The sequence below is a fragment of the Amycolatopsis sp. SID8362 genome, assembly GCF_010550475.1.
Taxonomy (GTDB): domain Bacteria; phylum Actinomycetota; class Actinomycetes; order Mycobacteriales; family Pseudonocardiaceae; genus Amycolatopsis; species Amycolatopsis eburnea.
The window spans coordinates 12,814-29,150 of record NZ_JAAGNB010000299.1 but is presented as its reverse complement, the minus strand read 5'-3'; the positions used below and the strand labels follow the sequence as shown (position 1 = coordinate 29,150).

General features: G+C 71.7%; 19 protein-coding genes. 7 read left to right on the top strand and 12 right to left on the bottom strand.

Features of this window, described 5'->3' with window-relative positions; genetic code table 11:
• Window positions 1–398, bottom strand: a 398-nt coding sequence (locus G3I65_RS10110; protein ID WP_160695861.1) for a thioesterase II family protein, incomplete at its 3' end; no start/stop codon positions are given.
• Window positions 399–890: 492 nt separating this feature from the next.
• Entirely contained in the window at window positions 891–1,052 is a 162-nt protein-coding gene (locus G3I65_RS10105) for a sigma factor (RefSeq protein ID WP_239070959.1), read from the bottom strand.
• A 179-nt stretch (window positions 1,053–1,231) separates the two neighbouring features.
• Between G3I65_RS10105 and G3I65_RS10100 the strand changes: the two genes are divergently transcribed.
• The 4 genes from G3I65_RS10100 to G3I65_RS10085 are packed head-to-tail and all read left to right on the top strand — an operon-like array spanning window position 1,232 to window position 3,895.
• On the top strand, window positions 1,232–1,696 hold the full coding sequence (locus G3I65_RS10100) for a hypothetical protein (RefSeq protein ID WP_160695860.1): 465 nt from the start codon (window positions 1,232–1,234) through the stop codon (window positions 1,694–1,696).
• Window positions 1,697–1,705: 9 nt separating this feature from the next.
• Window positions 1,706–2,944 (top strand): sensor histidine kinase, encoded by a 1,239-nt coding sequence (locus tag G3I65_RS57190; protein ID WP_160695859.1) that lies wholly within the window; start codon window positions 1,706–1,708, stop codon window positions 2,942–2,944.
• A complete protein-coding gene (locus G3I65_RS10090; RefSeq protein ID WP_160695858.1) occupies window positions 2,932–3,582 on the top strand; it encodes a response regulator transcription factor in 651 nt (216 codons plus the stop codon). The genes G3I65_RS57190 and G3I65_RS10090 overlap by 13 nt, the downstream gene beginning before the upstream one ends.
• Window positions 3,583–3,628: 46 nt before the next feature.
• Window positions 3,629–3,895, top strand: coding sequence for a hypothetical protein (locus G3I65_RS10085; RefSeq protein ID WP_160695857.1), 267 nt, complete (start codon window positions 3,629–3,631; stop codon window positions 3,893–3,895).
• A 3-nt stretch (window positions 3,896–3,898) separates the two neighbouring features.
• Here G3I65_RS10085 and G3I65_RS58760 read toward each other — a convergent pair whose 3' ends face one another.
• Window positions 3,899–5,212, bottom strand: coding sequence for a DUF4474 domain-containing protein (locus tag G3I65_RS58760; protein ID WP_160695856.1), 1,314 nt, complete (start codon window positions 5,210–5,212; stop codon window positions 3,899–3,901).
• A complete protein-coding gene (locus G3I65_RS10075) occupies window positions 5,209–5,517 on the bottom strand; it encodes a hypothetical protein (protein WP_160695855.1) in 309 nt (102 codons plus the stop codon). The genes G3I65_RS58760 and G3I65_RS10075 overlap by 4 nt, the downstream gene beginning before the upstream one ends.
• Before the next feature lie 208 nt (window positions 5,518–5,725).
• Here G3I65_RS10075 and G3I65_RS10070 point away from each other — a divergent pair, with 208 nt between their 5' ends.
• The gene (locus tag G3I65_RS10070) at window positions 5,726–6,802 is read left to right on the top strand and encodes a ParB/Srx family N-terminal domain-containing protein (RefSeq protein ID WP_239070958.1); all 1,077 of its coding nucleotides are present in this window, start codon (window positions 5,726–5,728) and stop codon (window positions 6,800–6,802) included.
• 17 nt (window positions 6,803–6,819) lie between these two features.
• On the opposite strand, the gene G3I65_RS10065 is transcribed toward G3I65_RS10070, so the two are convergent.
• Window positions 6,820–7,563 (bottom strand): SDR family oxidoreductase, encoded by a 744-nt coding sequence (locus G3I65_RS10065; protein WP_160695854.1) that lies wholly within the window; start codon window positions 7,561–7,563, stop codon window positions 6,820–6,822.
• 91 nt (window positions 7,564–7,654) lie between these two features.
• Here G3I65_RS10065 and G3I65_RS10060 point away from each other — a divergent pair, with 91 nt between their 5' ends.
• The gene (locus G3I65_RS10060; RefSeq protein WP_160695853.1) at window positions 7,655–8,512 is read left to right on the top strand and encodes a LysR family transcriptional regulator; all 858 of its coding nucleotides are present in this window, start codon (window positions 7,655–7,657) and stop codon (window positions 8,510–8,512) included.
• Between the two features lie 12 nt (window positions 8,513–8,524).
• Here G3I65_RS10060 and G3I65_RS10055 read toward each other — a convergent pair whose 3' ends face one another.
• Together G3I65_RS10055 and G3I65_RS10050 are read right to left on the bottom strand one after the other, a co-directional pair.
• Window positions 8,525–9,415: an aldo/keto reductase gene (locus G3I65_RS10055; RefSeq protein ID WP_160695852.1), complete on the bottom strand. Its 891-nt coding sequence runs from the start codon at window positions 9,413–9,415 to the stop codon at window positions 8,525–8,527.
• 14 nt (window positions 9,416–9,429) lie between these two features.
• The gene (locus G3I65_RS10050) at window positions 9,430–10,368 is read right to left on the bottom strand and encodes an NAD-dependent epimerase/dehydratase family protein (RefSeq protein ID WP_160695851.1); all 939 of its coding nucleotides are present in this window, start codon (window positions 10,366–10,368) and stop codon (window positions 9,430–9,432) included.
• 79 nt (window positions 10,369–10,447) lie between these two features.
• Between G3I65_RS10050 and G3I65_RS10045 the strand changes: the two genes are divergently transcribed.
• Window positions 10,448–11,392, top strand: coding sequence for a LysR family transcriptional regulator (locus tag G3I65_RS10045; protein WP_309235364.1), 945 nt, complete (start codon window positions 10,448–10,450; stop codon window positions 11,390–11,392).
• Here the strand turns inward: G3I65_RS10045 and G3I65_RS57180 are convergent.
• The 5 genes from G3I65_RS57180 to G3I65_RS10020 are packed head-to-tail and all read right to left on the bottom strand — an operon-like array spanning window position 11,349 to window position 16,327.
• Entirely contained in the window at window positions 11,349–11,891 is a 543-nt protein-coding gene (locus tag G3I65_RS57180) for a TetR/AcrR family transcriptional regulator (protein ID WP_160695849.1), read from the bottom strand. The two genes, G3I65_RS10045 and G3I65_RS57180, sit on opposite strands and share 44 nt — an antisense overlap.
• Complete coding sequence (locus tag G3I65_RS10035; protein WP_160695848.1) at window positions 11,891–13,168, bottom strand: amidohydrolase family protein; 1,278 nt, start codon at window positions 13,166–13,168, stop codon at window positions 11,891–11,893. The genes G3I65_RS57180 and G3I65_RS10035 overlap by 1 nt, the downstream gene beginning before the upstream one ends.
• Window positions 13,165–14,649: an FAD-dependent oxidoreductase gene (locus G3I65_RS10030; RefSeq protein WP_203612333.1), complete on the bottom strand. Its 1,485-nt coding sequence runs from the start codon at window positions 14,647–14,649 to the stop codon at window positions 13,165–13,167. Before G3I65_RS10030 ends, G3I65_RS10035 begins: the two co-directional genes overlap by 4 nt.
• Window positions 14,646–15,542: an alpha/beta fold hydrolase gene (locus G3I65_RS10025; protein WP_160695846.1), complete on the bottom strand. Its 897-nt coding sequence runs from the start codon at window positions 15,540–15,542 to the stop codon at window positions 14,646–14,648. Before G3I65_RS10025 ends, G3I65_RS10030 begins: the two co-directional genes overlap by 4 nt.
• Entirely contained in the window at window positions 15,539–16,327 is a 789-nt protein-coding gene (locus tag G3I65_RS10020; protein ID WP_160695845.1) for an alpha/beta fold hydrolase, read from the bottom strand. The genes G3I65_RS10025 and G3I65_RS10020 overlap by 4 nt, the downstream gene beginning before the upstream one ends.
• Window positions 16,328–16,337 lie beyond the last annotated feature (10 nt).

Genomic DNA, 16,337 nt, shown 5'->3' with positions numbered 1-16,337 from the left:
CGCGCGTAGCGCCCGCGGACCCGCCGGTCCGGCGCCGGCGCCCCGACGACCACGATCGCCGCGGGCGTGGGCCCGCAGCGGGTGCGCAGCCGCTGGACCACCTCGAACGCGACGAACGCGCCCATGCTGAACCCGATGACGAGGGTCCGCCGCACCTGCTCGGGATCCTGGCGCAGCACCTCGCCGGTCACCTGCTCGGCCAGCTCCTCGAGCGAAGCGGGCGGGCGGGCGCCCAGCCGGTCGCCCCGGCCGGGGTACTCCACGGCCTGGACCTCGGCTCCGGACGCGACGTCCGCGATGTGCCGGAACATGCCGGTGGTGCCGCCGGCCGGGGGGAACAGGAGATAGCGGTGGCTGTTCGGGACACCCGCGGACAACGTTCTGATGGCAGCCGGCATGAGGAACCCTTCGACGAATGGGGAGATGAATTTCCGAAAAGGAAATTCGCGTCAGAGTTTTTGATTGGGTGAGCATTGTGAATGCGGCTCGGTTGCCGGGGGCCGAGGCTCCGGTGTTCCCGCCGGCCGATGTCGATCATCGACCGTCTCGAAAAGATACGTCGCGGCAAGGTGTTCGCGCGTAACGGTTTGATCGCGTTGTCGGCCGGTGTTCGTGCTGGTGGACGCGATCACCCACCGGGGTGATTGCACTGTCCGGTGTGGTGGGTGACCATCGTTTGAGGATTCCGGTGACCGCGTGAAGTTATCGGCGCAGCAGATTACCGAAGGGATTTCATGTATCGGCGCGTCGGTGATTAGGGCGGCCGGCACGAACTTGAAGTCCGTGATCACCCGCCGCTGAGGACGGATGTCGCTCCCCGCGTGCGCCGGTCCACACGGACCAGAAGCCGGCCGATCACGTGCGCACGAAAGCCGCTCGTTCCAACGGAGTCAGCCGTTCGAGCAGGACCAGTGCCGCCGTCGGCACCGAATCCGCGAGTTCCGCGGACCTCGCCGGATCCTGGTAGTCCCGTACCGCAAGCAGCTCTCCTGGACGGCGTCCTCGGCCTCGGTCACGCTGCCGAGGATCCGGGAGGCGATCGACCGCAGCATCGGCCGCGCCTGCTCGAAGTCCTCGATCCTGGTCGCCGCGAGCCGCTGCGGACCCTCTAAGCAGCACCACCACGAAGTCGGAACCCTGGGCTACTGATCTCGGCCGGCCGCGGCGGCAGAGTTTCGCCGAGAGGCCGCCGACACCGGCGGCAGCACCACGACTTCGGTGGAGGAATCCCATGACCGTCCGGACGATGCCGCTGCTCACGACGAGGACTCCAGGTGCCCTGGCGACCTGGGTGCTCGGCACCGTCGCCGTGGGCATGGTGCCGTGGGCGTTCGTCCTGGGCCGGTCCCTGCCCGCGACCACGCAGGTGCGGCACTGGCCGGCCGCGTGGATCGGGCTCGACCTGGCTGTGGCGCTCGGCTGCGCGACCACCGCGCGCCTGCTCCACGTCGGTGATGACCGCGCTCGCCTGCCGGCGTCGACCGTCGCGGCGCTCATGGCGATGGACGCCTGGTTCGACGTCCTCACCGCCCAGGCCGGCGCCGAATTCACCCAGGCCGTCGTCTGCGCGGTGCCGGAGCTGGCCTTGGCCGGCCTGTGCGCATGGCTCGCCCTGCGCACCACTGACGAGGTGGTACCAGGTTCACCATGCGATCGGGTACAGGCTTCATGGCCCCGTCCTCCCGCGGTGCCCTAGCGTCGTGCCATGACGATTCCAGCCGGCCTGAGACGCGCGGTCCTGCGGGCGCGGCGGGACACCGGGTTCCTCGCCGCCGGGGTGCTGCCGCACCTGGCGCTGGTGCCCGTGTGGGCCTGGGCGGCGACGACCACCGACCGGACGGGGAACTGGCTCCTCACGGTTTCCGTGTCCGCCGCACTGGTCCTGCTCGGCGCCCCGGTGCTGACGGCCGTTCAGCGGGTCCGCTACCGGGTGCTCATCGGTGTGGACGTCCCCCGGCTCACCGCGCCGGGACAGTGGACGTGGGCCTCGACCGCCCGGTGGCTCGCGGCGACGCGGCCGTGGCGCAAGATCGGCTACCACCTCCTGCTGGGCCCGCTGCTCGCGCTGCTGGAGCTGCTGGTGCTCGCGGTGGCAGCGGCGGGCCTGGCGGGTTTCAGCGCCTACGCCTGGTCGTGGGCGCTGCCCACCGAAATCCGCCAGGACTGGTTCGGCTACCTGACCCAGCTGCCGGCCTACACCGCGGCTGGACTCCTTCTCCTGTGCGCCCTGCCGTGGACCGCGCGGGCCGTGGCCCGGTTCGAGGCTCGGCCGGCGGTGGGCCTGCTCGGGCCCAGCCGGGCGCAGCGGCTCCAGGAGCGGGTCGACCAGCTGGCCGTGAGCCGGACCGACCTGATCGAGGCCGTCGACGCGGAGCGCCGGCGGATCGAGCGCGACCTGCACGACGGCACCCAGCAGCGGCTGGTGTCCCTCGCGGTCAACCTGGGCCTGGCCCTGGCCACCCGTCCGGACCTGCCGGGTGCTGCCCGCGAGGTGATCGCGAAAGCGCACTTGGAGGCGAAGGAGGCGATCGCCGAACTCGACGACCTGGTGCGGGGGCTGCACCCGGCCGTGCTCGAAGACCGGGGTCTGGACGCGGCGTTGTCCGGGCTGGCCGCCCGCACGCCCCTGCCGGTGCGGCTGCGGGTCGACCTGGCCGAGCGGGCGGCGCCCACCGTGGAGTCGGTCGCGTACTTCGTGATCTCCGAGGCGCTGACCAATGCGACGAAGCACGCCAACGCGATGCGTGCCGAGGTGCTGGTCCGTCAGGTCGGCGAGGTGCTGCGAGTGCGCGTCACCGACGACGGGCTGGGCGGTGCCGACGCCGACGGCACGGGGCTGACCGGGCTGGCCAAGCGGGTCGGCTCCCTCGACGGGGCCTTCCACGTCAGCAGCCCCGCCGGCGGTCCCACCACCATCACCGCGGAGCTGCCGTGCGCGCGGTGATCGCCGAGGATTCGGTGTTGTTGCGGGTCGGCCTGGCCAAGGTGCTGGAGAGCGGCGGGTTCCAGGTCGCCGCGGAAGCCGGCGACGCGGCGGGATTGCTGGCGGCGGTGGCGGAGCACCGGCCCGGACTCGCCTTGATCGACGTCCGGATGCCGCCCGGCTTCACCGACGAGGGGGTGCGGGCGGCGATGGAGATCCGCCGCCGCTGGCCGGGGACGCCGGTGGTTTTGCTTTCGCAGTACGTGGAGGAGCGGTACGCGGCCGACCTGCTGTCCGCGAACACCAGCGGGGTGGGCTACCTGCTCAAGCAGCGGGTCGCCGATGTCGCCGACTTCGTGGCGGCGGTCCGGCGGGTGGCGGACGGGGGCACGGCCCTGGACCCGCAGGTCGTCGCCCAGCTGCTGCTGCGGCGCGACAGCGACCCGCTGGCGCGGCTGACCCCGCGCGAGCGGGAGGTGCTCGGCCTGATGGCCGAGGGCCGCTCGAACGCCGGTATCGCGCAGGCGCTGGTGGTCAGCGAGAGCGCCGTGGCTAAGCACATCAACAACATCTTCGCCAAGCTCGACCTGCCCGTCGCCGACGCGGACCACCGCCGAGTCCTGGCCGTGCTGCGGTTCCTCGGGGCGTCCCGGGCCTGACCCGGAAACGGCCTCGAGCCCGGCCCGGTCCGGCTAGGCTGGAGGCATGACCGACTCGAGGCGGGGTTCCGGCGAATCGCCGGAGGAGCTGGCGAACGCGTTGCGGGACCAGGCCAGGAGCGCCGCCACCCAGGCGTTGCGCACGGGCCTGGAAGACATCGAAGACCGGCACGGCCAGCACGTGGCCGACGAGGTCGCCGCGCTGGTCGACGTGGATGGCGTGTTCGCCGGCCTGGACGACCCGGTCACGGCTCGCCGGGCGCAGCCGGAGGACGACGGGCCGTACGAGTTCAAGCCGGTCGGCTCGCTGTAGGGGTCACTTGCGCCAGTCGTAGCTCAGCGTGGGCGGGTGGTCGGAACCCTTCGTGACGGTGAGCTGGTCGCCGGGGTGCGCGGCGGCGTACCGGACCATCTCGGCGTACATCCGGTCGCGCATCCCGACGTCCCGCACCTCGATCGTGGCGCGCTGGGCCAGGTGGAGCTCGCCGGCGTCCACGTTCGGGTCGTTGCGGATCGCCAGGTTCCAGAAGTGCTTCTTGTCGGTGCCGTCGGCGCCCTGGCCGTCGTTGGTGAAGTAGACCTTGCCGGTGTCCTTGTCGTAGATCGTCTGGGTCACCTTGATCTGGTCGTCACCCTGAGCGGCGTTGAAGTGCCCGTTGTTGTTCGGCGATTCGCTGGTGTAGAAGCCGACTTCCCCGCCGAACGCGTGGTTCGCGTACTTGCCCTTCCACAACTCCAGCCGGTACGTCTTCCCGGTCTCGGGGTCGGTGAACTCCATGTTGTCGCCGTCTTCGCCGGTGTCCTGGAGCCTCATCCCGAAGGCATGCCCGATCTTGTCGTAGAAGTCTTTCCAGCCCAGGTAGCTCTGCACCGAATGCTCGCCGGTGGTGAAGAAGCCGCCTTCCTCGTTGTACCGGAAGCCGAGGTAGTCGAAGATCTTCTGCGCGACCTCGGGGTTCTGCATGATCTTGTTCCAGTCCTGGTGGAGCAGCGCCTCCCGCAGTTCCGGGTACTTCTTCAGCAAGGCGAGGAGCCCGGGTATTTCGCGGAGCATGATCGCGCCGATCTCGGCGAGGTTCCGCTTCTCGGAGCCCGCGAGCTCCCACACCTGACCGGTCTTGAACCGCAGCTTCTGGCCCTCGATGAGCAGGATCGCGTCGTAGGTGGTGGTCACCCGTTCCAGGTCGGCCAGCAGGGCGAGGGCCTGCGCCTTGACGGCCTTGTCCTGCGCCCAGGCGACGGCGAGGTCGACCCGGCGGATCCCGAAGCCGTGCCAGCCGTGGTCGAGCTTCTGCTGGAGGCCCTGTGCGTTCGCGCGCGTGTTCCGGGCTTCCTGCTGGGCCTTCGCCAGCGCGTCACGGATCGTCTCGAACGACTTGGCCGACTCCTCGAGGTCGTGGGCCTGGTCGTCGCGGTTCTTCTTGAACGCTTCGAGCGAGGTGAGCGCCGCTTCGCCGGCCCCGCCCTGCCAGGCCTCGCTCAGCTGCACGCGCACGCTCTCCAGCAGGGCCTTGGTGTCGGCGATCGTTTCCTTGGTGGCCCGGCAGGCCCGGGCGCGGTCGTCCAGTTCGGTGGTGCTGCCCTTCTCCACCTGGTCGGCGAGCGCGTAGATCTTGTCGAACACCGTCACCGGTCGATCCTCCCGAAGCTGCTGTCCAGCGCTTTCAGGAAGGCGTCGCGGGCCCCGGAATCGGTGCTGTGGTAGCCCTTCGCGGCCGTCTGGATGCTCTCGATCAGGGTGTCGACCTGCTGCTGCGCGGCGTCCAGGTCGTCCTTGCGCGTCGCCAGCCAGACGTCGTAGTCCCCGGCGAAACCGCCGGCGCGAGCCGTGCTCCCGACGTTCGGCGAGCCGCCGATGGACAGCGCCGGCGACGTCCCCGCACCGAGCTTGGCCGCCGCGGCCTTGATGTCCGCGACGTCGACCTCGAAACCCACCGGAACTCCCTCTCCGCCGCCCGAGTGACAGGCCCCGTCGGCAATGTAACAGTTTGCCGCAGGCCGGCAGCCGAAATGCCGTTTTCGGTCCCCCGGTCAGTGGCCAAAACCGGACACGGTGTTCCCGGCCGGTCAGTTCATGCCTGTGTCGCCGGATGGACACCCGGCCGTCGAGCGGTGTTCCCCGGGGCCACGCAGGATCTCGCCGATGTCCCTCGTCCACCCTGGGGTGAAGATGCGTACTCGCGCCAAGTTCGGCCGGTTCCTCACGGTCGTCGTCGCGGCGGCGGCCGGTGCCGGGCTGATGAGTTCGGGTGCGGCGGCCTCGCGGCCTTCGTTCTGCGGACACGACCACAGGTCGGCGCCGGATGCCGGGTACTTGTGCGCGGGTGCCGGTGACCTGCTCGACGTGCGGATCGGTGACGTGCACCCGACGCAGCCGTCGCTGGGCTACGACGAGGTCTACTACAAGCTGGGCCGCTACACGCTCGGCAAGGACGCGGTCAACAAGAAGTTCGACGACTGGTGCGAGGCCGACGGCCGGATCGCCGCGGCGTCGGTGGCGCCCGGCGCTCGCCTGGACGACCCGGCCTCGTTCACCTGCCAGCTGGCGGTCGGCGCGGAGACGCCGGACAGCGTGGCCGCGATGAAGACCGTCGTGATCGGGCCCGGCGGCGAGCCGTTCCTCACCGACGGGCACCACACGCTGACCTCCTTCGCCGAAACCCCCGACGGCGGCCTGAACCTGCACGTCCGGCTGCGGGTGCTGGCGAACTACAGCACGCTGACCCGGCAGGACTTCTGGGCGCGGATGCAGGAGCACAAATGGGTGTGGCTGCGTGCCGCGGACGGCGGCCCGGTCACCGTGAACAAGCTCCCGAAGTCGGTGGGACTGGCCAACTTCGGCGACGACCGGTTCCGCGGCCTGCTCTACTTCGGCCGCGACATCGGCTACGCGCAGAACGACCTGCCGTTCCAGGAGTTCTATTGGGGCGCCTGGCTGCGCGAAGCCAAGCCGGTCGACCTGAGCGCGTGGAACCGCGGTGCCCTGGACAGCTACCTGGCGACGGTTCAGTCCGTCACCCGGGCGATGGTCGCCCTGCCCAAGGACACCGCGGTGGACAGCGGCTTCACGGCCGCGGACCTCGACGCACTGGACGCCTGGAACGACGGCGCCGCCCCGGCCAAGGGCGAGTTCGGCAAGCTGAGCAAGCCCTACGGCGACATCAAGCCCGGCAAGCTCGCCTACGCCCTGGAGTACAAGAAGATCCACGGACTCGGCTGATCGCCGTCCGCGCCGGCCTACAGCTGGGTGGCGCCGCCGTCCACGGGAATCTCGGCGCCGGTGGTGAACGTCGCGTCGAAGGCGAGGTACGCCACCGTCGCCGCGACTTCGGCCGGCTCACCGAACCGCTGCATCGGGCTGTGCGCGATCATCTCGGCCTTGGTCTGTTCGGCGACGTCCGGTGGCAGGGTCGCTTCGAGGATTCCGGTCGCGATCGGGCCCGGGCTGACGGCGTTGACGCGGACCTGGCGGTGCAGGAGTTCCTGGGCCAGGGACCGGGTCATCGACCGCAGCGCGGCCTTGGTCGCGGCGTAGGCGCTGATCATTTCGAGACCCTTGACGTTGGCCACCGACGTCGTCAGCACGACGCCCGCGCCCGCGCGCAGCAGCGGCGCCAGCTTCTGCACCGTGAAGTACGGTCCCTTGGTGTTCACGGCGAACAACTCGTCGTACTGCGCTTCCGACATCGCCTCGAACGGCGCGAACGCGGTCACGCCCGCGTTGACGAACAGCGCGTCCACCGCGTCGAACTCCGCCCGCACCAGCCGCGGCAGCTCTTCGACGTCGGCCATCGACGCGGAATCGCTCCGCACGGCCACCGCCCGGACCCCGAGGCGCTGGCGCGCGGTCTCGAGCTTCTCCTTGTCCCGTCCGGTGATCAGCACCCGTGCGCCGCGGGCCACCAGCAGTTCGGCGGTCGCGAGACCGAGCCCGCTGCTGCCGCCGGTGATCACGACGTTCTTTCCCTCGTATGCGTTCATATCCCGAGTCAACCGCCGGTCCCGCGAGGGCGTCCAAGACCCGTTCCGCATGCCGCCATACGTCCGGCGCATGGCGGCGTAGGCTCGAAGCGTGGATCTCGATCTACGGCTGGTCCGGTACTTCACGGTCGTGGCGGAGCACGGCAACTTCGGGCGCGCCGCCACGGCTCTGCACCTGGCCCAGCCGTCGCTGAGCCGCCAGATCCAGCGGCTGGAACACCACCTCGGCCTGCGGCTGTTCGCGCGTACCCCGCAAGGCACCAGCCTCACCACGGCCGGTGCGGCGTTCCTGCCGCGCGCCCACGCCATCCTCGAAGCCGCCGCCGACGCGGTGAAGGTCGCCCGCGCCGCCGACCCGCCGCGGGAAATCACCATCGGCTACGTCGAGGGCCTGATCGTCACCCCCGCGGTCCGGGCGCTGCGTCACCGCTACCCGGACGCTCGCGTCCGGACGCGGCACCTGCGCTGGCACGACACCCACGCGTTGCCCGAAGGCCGGGTCGACGCACTGGTCGCCCGCGAACCGCTGCCGTTCCCCGCGACGGTGACGCCGCTGTACGAGGAGCCGCGCGTGCTGCTGGTCCCCGCCGCCCATCGCCTGGCGGGCAAGGAAGTCGTCTCGGCGGACGACCTGGGTGACGAGGACCTGGTGGCGTGCACGGTGACACCGACGCTCTGGGGCATCCCGAAGGACGGCTCGCCACCCCCGGCCCCGGACGACAGCTTCGAGGACAAGCTGGAACTGGTGGCTTCGGGAAGCGCTGTGGCGATCCTGCCCGCCGGCGACCACCGGCCCCGGCTGCGCGAGGACGTGGCGGCGGTCCCGGTCGTGGGCTTCGGGCCGTGCCGGGTCGTGGTCGCGACCCGGACACAGGACCCGAACCCGCTGCTGGCACCGTTCCTCGAGGCCGCGCGGCTGCTGGTGCCCGCGGCCGCGAGCGGCGAATGAGCCACGTCCTTCTCAAGGGCGTTTGACGGGCGCGTCTTCCAGCCGCGCAAGCTCCTCCGCGCTCAGCGTGAGATCCGCGGCTCCGGCCGAGTCGGTGATGGAAGCCGGGCGGCTGGCTCCCGGTATCGGGATCACCGCCGGGCTGCGGGTCAGCAGCCAGGCCAGGGTGATCTGCTGCACGGTGACGCCGCGCTCGGCCGCGATCTGGTGGAAGGCGGTGCCGGCGGACGTGGGGCCGGAGGTGCCGTCGAGGGAGCTGCGCGAAATGCCGCCGAGTGGGCTCCAGGGCAGGAAAGCCAGCCCGAGCCGGGTGCTCAGCCGCAGCTCGGGCTCGCTGTCGCGGACGGCGGGGGAGTACTCGTTCTGGACCGAGACGAGTCCGTCGCCGAGGATCTCGTGCGCCTGGTGGATCTGGGCGGTGGTGACGTTGGAGATTCCCGCGGCGCGGATCGTGCCGGCGTCGAGCAGTTCGCGCAGCGCGCCGACGGACTCCGCCCAGGGCACGGCCGGGTCCGGCTTGTGCAGCTGGTACAGGCCGATCGTGGCGCCGCCCAGGCGCTTGGCGGAGGCCTCGGCGGCCTGCTTGAGGTGGGCGGGAGTGGCGTTGACGGTCCAGCTGCCGTCGCCGGGACGGCCGCGGCCGCCCTTCGTGGCCACCAGGACGTCGGAGGTGTCGCCGCCGTAGCGGGCCAGTGCGCGGGCGATCAGCAGCTCGTTGTGGCCTTGTTCGCCGGCGTGCCAGTGGTAGCTGTCGGCGGTGTCGATGAGGGTGACGCCGGCGTCGAGGGCCGCGTGGATGGTCGCGATGGCGCGCGTCTGGTCCGGCCGGTGTTCGACGGACAGCGGCATGGCGCCCAGGCCGATGGCGCTGACGGCGGTGCGGGCGAGGGTGCGGTAGCGCATGGTGGCTCGGTTCCTCAGGCGGTGGGTGACGGTGCGGTGGCGAGGGCTTCGGCGACGGCGCCGGGCAGCCAGTCAGCGGTGTGGGAGAAGGAAAAGCCCAATTTCTTCGCGCGGGCGTTGCTCATGGCGTAGTGGCGGTCGACGGAGAACGGCGAAGCCTCCGCGCCCGCCGGGACCGTCCGGTAGACGGGCTCCCGGCCGGCCTGCGTGGCGACGACCGTCGCGAGGTCGTGGACGTCGAGCGGGCCGTCGGAGCAGGCGTTGGCCGGGCCGGTGAAGCCGGCGGTGGCCGCCCACCGCAGCAGGTCCGCCAGTTCCTCGTGGTGAATGAAGACCGTGGGCCGCGCGTTCGCGTGCACAGCGATCTCTTCGCCTTGGGTGATGCGCTCCGTGTAGTGCGCCAGCCGGCCGGTGAAGTCCTGCGCGCCGCCGCCGAGCACGTGGGCACAGCGCACACTGGCGAACGCGAAGCCCTCGGCGCGGGCGAAGACGGCTTCCGCCTGGCGCTTGCCCTCCGCGTAGTGCGTCTCCAGGTACGTGTCGTCGTGCCAGGGCAGGTCCGTGGCCACCGTCCAGGAGGCCGGGTCGACGAGTTCCTCCGGCACCGGCGTGCCCGGAGGCACCGCCGGCAGCGCGGCGGTCGCGGGGTCGTAGACCTCGATCGTGGAGGTCATGACGTAGCGCCGGGTGCGGGCGGCGAAGACGCGGGCGGCGACAGCGGCCTGCACCGGGGTGTAGCAGACCTGGTCCACCACGACGTCGAAGGTGCGCGAGCCGAGGGCGGTCGTCAGGGCCGTCTCGTCGTCGCGGTCGGCGACGAGGTGCTCGACGTCGGCCGGAGGCGGGGTGGAGCCGCGGTTGAGCACGGTGACCTGGTGGCCCGCGGCCCGCAGGCGCTTCACCAGGAGCTTTCCGAAGTAGCGGCTTCCGCCGATGACGCAGATCCGTTGCATGCCGCCATCGTGGCGGCCTATCGTCAACAGCAGAAGTCCCGACTTGCTGGTTGCGTGTTAAGGAAAACTGTTGATCGATGTGCAGCGGCTCCGCGTCCTGCGGGCGGTGGCGGAGCACGGCAGCTTCAACCAGGCGGCCACGGCCCTCCGCCTCACCCCCTCGGCCGTCTCCCAGCAGGTCGCCGCGCTGGAGCGCAGCCTCGGCGCGCAGGTCGTCGCCCGCAGCACCCGCGGCGTCACCCTCACCCCGGCCGGCCGGATCATGGTCGGCGCGGCCGAATCCGTCGCGGCGGAGCTGGAGCACGCGCAACGGCAGGTCTCCCAGCTCGGCACCGGCCGGACCCAGCTCACCGTCGCCACCTTCACCAGCGGCGGCAGGCTCCTGCTGCCCGCAGCTCTCGCCCGGCTCATGGCGGTCCATCCCCGCACCGTGGTCCACATCAGGGAGGGCGAGCCCGAGGACACCCTGCCGCTCGTCCGCCAGGGCGCCGTGGACCTCGCCCTCGCCTACCACTTCGACGGCCCGCTTCCCGCCGGACCGGGCCCCCGCACCGGTCCGGAGTGGACACCGCTGCTGGCGGACCCGCTGCACGTCGTCCTGCCGCGAGGGCATCGGTTCGCCGGCCGCGACGTGCTCGACCTCGCCGAGCTGGCGGGCGAACCCTGGGTGCTCGGCTGTCTGAAGACCGAGGCGTACCTGCGTCGCTACGCCGAGCGCGCGGGCTTCGACCCGGAAGTACGCGGGACCACCACCGATTACTTCTTCGCCCGCTCGCTCGTCGCCGCGGGGATGGGAATCTCGCTGATCCCTTCCATCGCGCTCACCCCGGAAATCCCCGGCCTGTCCACCGTCCCGATCAGCGCGCCGGGGCCGGTCCGCCACATCGGCGTCGCCGCCATCAGCCGCGACGACCGGCCGGAGGTCACGACCCTCATCCACACGCTTCGCGAGCAAGCGACGCAGGACGCTGATCCGGCACTCACTGTTCAGGGCCGGCCAGGCCGTGGAGGACGAGGTTCGTGACCGTGTCGGGGACGCGGTCGTCGCCGGTGGGCAGGGCGTGGTTGAGGCCGGCGAGCACGAGGCCCACCGCGGCGGCCACCAGTTCCGGGTCGCCGGCGAGCGGCTCGCCGCGGTCGCGCCGGTTCTCCAGGTGCTTGCGCAGCGGGGCCGTCCAGGTGGTCAGCTCGTCCCGGAATCGGCCGGACGCCGGGGCGGCCGCGGTCGCCGACTGCAGCAGGGCGATGGCGGTGGGGCGGTGGGTGCGCAACGTGGTCCAGCAGGCCGTGACATGCGCGCGGAGGTCGTCGGGGGCCGGCGGCTCGGTGAGTTCGCCGCGCAGCACGGTGAGGAGCTGCTCCTTGTCCCGGAAGTGGCGGTAGAACGACCCCACCGCCCGCCCGGCCGCGGCCGCGATGTCGGCGACCTTGGTCTCGAGGTAACCGCGTTCACCGAACAACCGCTTCGCCGCGGCCAGCAGGTCCGCCCGGGTGCGGCTCGCGAGTTCGTCCCGGGTGCTCATCAGCCGGTGACGTGGGGGAGGAGGTGCGCCGTGGAGTGCCGGAGCTGGTCGCGGACGGCGTCGAGGCCGACGTCGAGGAGGGTGTGGTCGCGTTTGCGCCAGCGTCCGGCGATCATGACCGCTTCGATGTCGCGGGCGGTGGCGTGCAGGGCGGTCGCGAACGGGTTCGGCGCCGGGGCGTCGATGACGACGAGGTCGGCCTGCATGCCTGCGTCGAGCCGGCCGACGCGGTCGGCGAGGCCGAGTGCGCGGGCGCCTTCGACGGTGGCCCAGGCGAGTGCCTGCTTCGCGGTGATCGTGGCGGTGAGGGAGAACGAGCCGGTGTCCCGCCGGTGGCGATCGTGGTCCTGGCCGCGCTGGTGCGCCAGGGCGATGCGGGCGGCGGAGAGCACGTCGGCGGGGGTGACGGCGTCGGTGTCGGTACCCAGCGACGGCGCGGCGCCGAGCCGGAGCAGGTGCCCGGTGACGGGAAAGCCGTGGCCCTGGCCGAGTTCGTTCTCGGGGGTGCTGGTGAGAGTCGCGCCCGCGTCGACCAGGGTTTTGAGCCAGTCGTCGGTGAGCCCGGCACCGTGGACGACGTTGGTGGCCGGGCCGAGCAGCCCGGCGTCCCGCACCGCTGCCCAGCCGGGGCCGGGTTCGCCGCCGCTCTGGTGCATCGAGACGACGAGCCCGCGTTCGGCGGCGGCGCGGAAGTCGGCGACCGCGGTGTCCGGAGTGGACAGTTGCGGGCCGCGGACGGCCACGCCGATGGTGAGCAGCGGCCCGCCGGCCAGGCGGTCGACCTCGCTGAACGGGTGGGTCGCGTCCGGCGCGGAATAGGGGGTGCCGTGCAGGAAGACGCCGCGGATGCCGGAGGCGCGAAGGCCGTCGAGTGCGGCGTCGGTGTGGTCCGGGGTGGGGGTGTTGTGGCACCAGTCGCCCAGGGTGGTGGTGCCGCGGTCGAGCTGGTCCAGCGCGCCGGCGAGGGTGCCGATCCGCATGTCTTCGGGGCGGTAGTGGCGGGCCACGGCGCCGTGCATGCGGCCGAGGTAGTCCGCCAGCGTCCAGTCGGTGCCGACCCCGCGCAGCGCGGTCTGCCAGGTGTGCAGGTGGGCGTTGACCAGGCCGGGCAGGATGATCCGGCCGGTGACGTCGACGATCTCCGCGCCGGTCGCGTCGAGGTTTTCGCCGACGGCCACGATGGTGTCGCCGTCGATGAGGATGTCGGCGTGTTCGGCGTCGGGCCGGTTCGGGGCCATGCTGATCACCTGCGCGCCGCGCAGCAGGGTGCGGCTCATCGGGTCTCCTCCGGGGTCAGCGCCCGGACAGCGGCGCGAGTCGAGGCGAGGAAGTCGTGGGTCGCGATGTGGCCGAGGTAGCCGTCGGGCCGGACGAGCAGCAGCGTGTCGCCCTCGATCCCATAGCCGCGGCGGAATCCCTGCCCGTCGACGGTGTTCCGCCGGAGCGGCGCTCCCGCGGCGGGCCAGTCGAGTTCGTCGCTCGCCGCCGCGGCCTGCGGGCCGTACGCGACCAGGGTGAAGTGCGGCCCCCGGAACGTGCCGAACAGGCGTGAGCCGGGTAGTTCGGCGTCCGGTGCGCGGTCGCCGACCTGCAGCGTCTTCGTGCGGTCCGCTTCGGTAGGTGCGAGCGGGCCGCCGTGGTAGGTCAGGGACAGCTGCTGTTCGTCCTTGCCACGGCGCAGGCTCGACGGGTCGAGCTTGGCGAGACCTTCGTACTTCTTCGTGGACAGGCCGAGCACGCCCGCGGCGATCGGCAGGCGTTCGGCTTCGTAGCTGTCCAGTAGGCGCGGGTCGGCTCCGGCGAGGACCTGGCCGAGCTTCCAACCGAGGTTGTAGGCGTCCTGGATGCCGGTGTTGAGGCCCTGCGCGCCGGCGGGGGTGTGGACGTGCGCGGCGTCGCCCGCGAGGAAGACCCGGCCGCGGCGGTAGGCCTCGGCCAGGCGGATGTTGGGCCGGAACACCGACCGCCACCGGATGTCGCGCACGGCGATGCGCCGGTCGCGGGTATGGGCCCGGATCCGCTGGGTGATCGCGTCCTCGCCGTCGGGTGGATCTTCGTCGGGGGAGAGGCGGATCATCCACTGGAACAGGTCGGTGTGCGGCAACGGGCAGGCGCCGACGAACCGGCCCTGCACCCCCGGCCAGACGTGCCAGCGAGCACCGGACAGGCCGGTGGTGACGGCGTCGACGATGAGCATCCGGTCTCCGTCGCGGGTTTCGCCGAGGAACCCCAGCCCGAGGTTCTTGCGGACGGCGCTGGCCCCGCCGTCGGCGCCCACGAGGTAGCGCGCGGTGATCCGTTCCGGGCCGTCGTCGCCGAGCACGGTCGCGGTGACCGTAGTGGCGTCCTGGGTGAACCCGGCGAGTTCGCGGCCGTATTCGACCTTGCCGCCGAGCCGCTCGAGGCGGTCGTGCAGCACGGCGTCGGTGCGGTACTGCGGGATCAGCCGGGTGTTCGGGTAGGGGACTTCGGCGGTGCGGTCGCGGTTGCGGAACATCCGCCAGGGGACGGTGACCGGGCCCAGGTGAATGCCGAGCCGGGGGTAGTCGCTGCTGCCGGCGAGGACGTCGTCGAGCACGCCGAGGTCGTCGAAGACCTCCAGGGTGCGCGGCTGGATGCCCTTGGCGCGGGAGCCTTCGAAGGAGTGCGGGGCCTTGTCGACGATCCGGACGGCGAGGCCGCGGCGGAGGAGGTCGATGGCCAGGGTGGTGCCGGCCGGGCCGGCCCCGGCGACGAGGACGTCGAGGGTGGTGGTCATGGTTCGAGCCGATCCGGGTGGGGAACGGCGAACGACGCGAGCAGGTCGCCGACGTCGTCCGGCCGTTCGTAGGGGGCCATGTGCCCGCATTCGGTGATGACGTGGGTGCGCCGCGGGCGCAACAGTTCCCGCACGGTGTCGAGGTGGGTGATCGGGGTGACCTGGTCGTCGTCGCCCCACACCAGCAGGACCGGGAGCCCCAGCTCGCCGGTGCGGCGGAACAGGTCCTGCCGCTCGTACAGCGGAAAGCGCTGCAGGGTCTGGAAGAACGCGTAGAGGGAACCTTCGTACCGGTAGGCGTCCCGAACCATGGCGACCAGCCGGGTGGACAGACCGGGGTCGCGGACGTTGTGCCCGAGGTGGTCTTCCAGGAGCTTGCGGCCGAAGCGCCGGGCGACGAATCCGGCGACGAAGTCGTTGCGCAGCAAACGTTGCTGCCGCGGGCGTTCGCCGAGCCCGGCCGGTCCGACGACGGTGAGCGTGGTGACCGATTCGGGGTGCAGGTTCGCGTAGGCCATCGCGACCAGTGCGCCCATCGAGGTGCCGACGAGGTGCCGTGGCGACGTGGGGTCCAGTGCCGAAGTCAGTTCGGCGAGCTGCCGGACGAACAACGCTTCGTCGTAGCGGCCCCGGATGCGGTCGGAGTAACCGCGTCCGTAGGCGCTGTAGGTGAGCGTGCGCAGGCCGCGGGCGTGCAGGCGGGCCGCGAGACCGTCCCAATAGGACAGCGGAATCGTGAGGCCGCCGACGAGGACGGCGAGTTCGCCGCCGTCGGGGCCGGCCAGCTCGTAGTGCGTCACCCCGTCGGACAGCTCGACGAAGCTGCCGCGCAGGGTGCGGCGGGTGGCCGCGTCGAGCCGGCGGTCCTCGTCGGCGGCGGCGAAGTACTTCATCGCAGGAACTCCGTGATCGCCGCGGCCACCCAGTCCGGGTCCTCTTCGGGCAGCAGGTGGCCACCGTCGGCGTGGACGCGCTCGGTGGCGCCGGGGACGTCGCGTGCGAAGTGCTGCCCGTCGACGCCGGCGCTGCGCAGGACCAGCGTCGGGACCGCGATCTTCGGGATCTCGGCGCTGCGGTCGGGCTGGTCGGTGTTGGCGAAGTCGACGAACGCAGACCGGTTCCCGGGACGGCTGGTCAGGGCGTGCACCCGGTCGACCATGGCGTCGTCCACGATCGCGGAGTTCGCGCCGACGGCTTCCCGCAGCCCGCGTTCGGTCGCGCCGCGCGGGAGCCAGCGCCGCAGCAGCGGGCGCAGCAGTGGGTTGCGGGCGAGCCGCAACCCGGCGGGCAGCGTCTTTTCCGGGTAGCCGGTGGCGTTGACCAGCACCAGCGCGTCGACCCGGTCCGGGGCGTCCAGGGCCAGGTTCCACGCGATGTTGCCACCGAGGGAGTTCCCGGCCACGGCGAAGTGCGGCAGGCCGAGCGCGGTGGTGAAGCGGGCGATGGTGCCCGCGTAGGTCCGGACGCGGTAGTCGCGGTCGGGGCGCGGCCCCGTCCGCCCGAAGCCCGGGAGATCCGGGCGGATCACGTCGTGCGACGCCGACAACAGTTCCGCGACCCGCTCGAAGCCCTCCGCCGACGACCCGCTGCCGTGCAGCAGCACTACGGCGGGCCCCTGACCTGCGCGTTCGTAGTGCACGCGGAGTCCGTCGACCGGGATTGACTGGATGTCGTTCATAATGGCAACA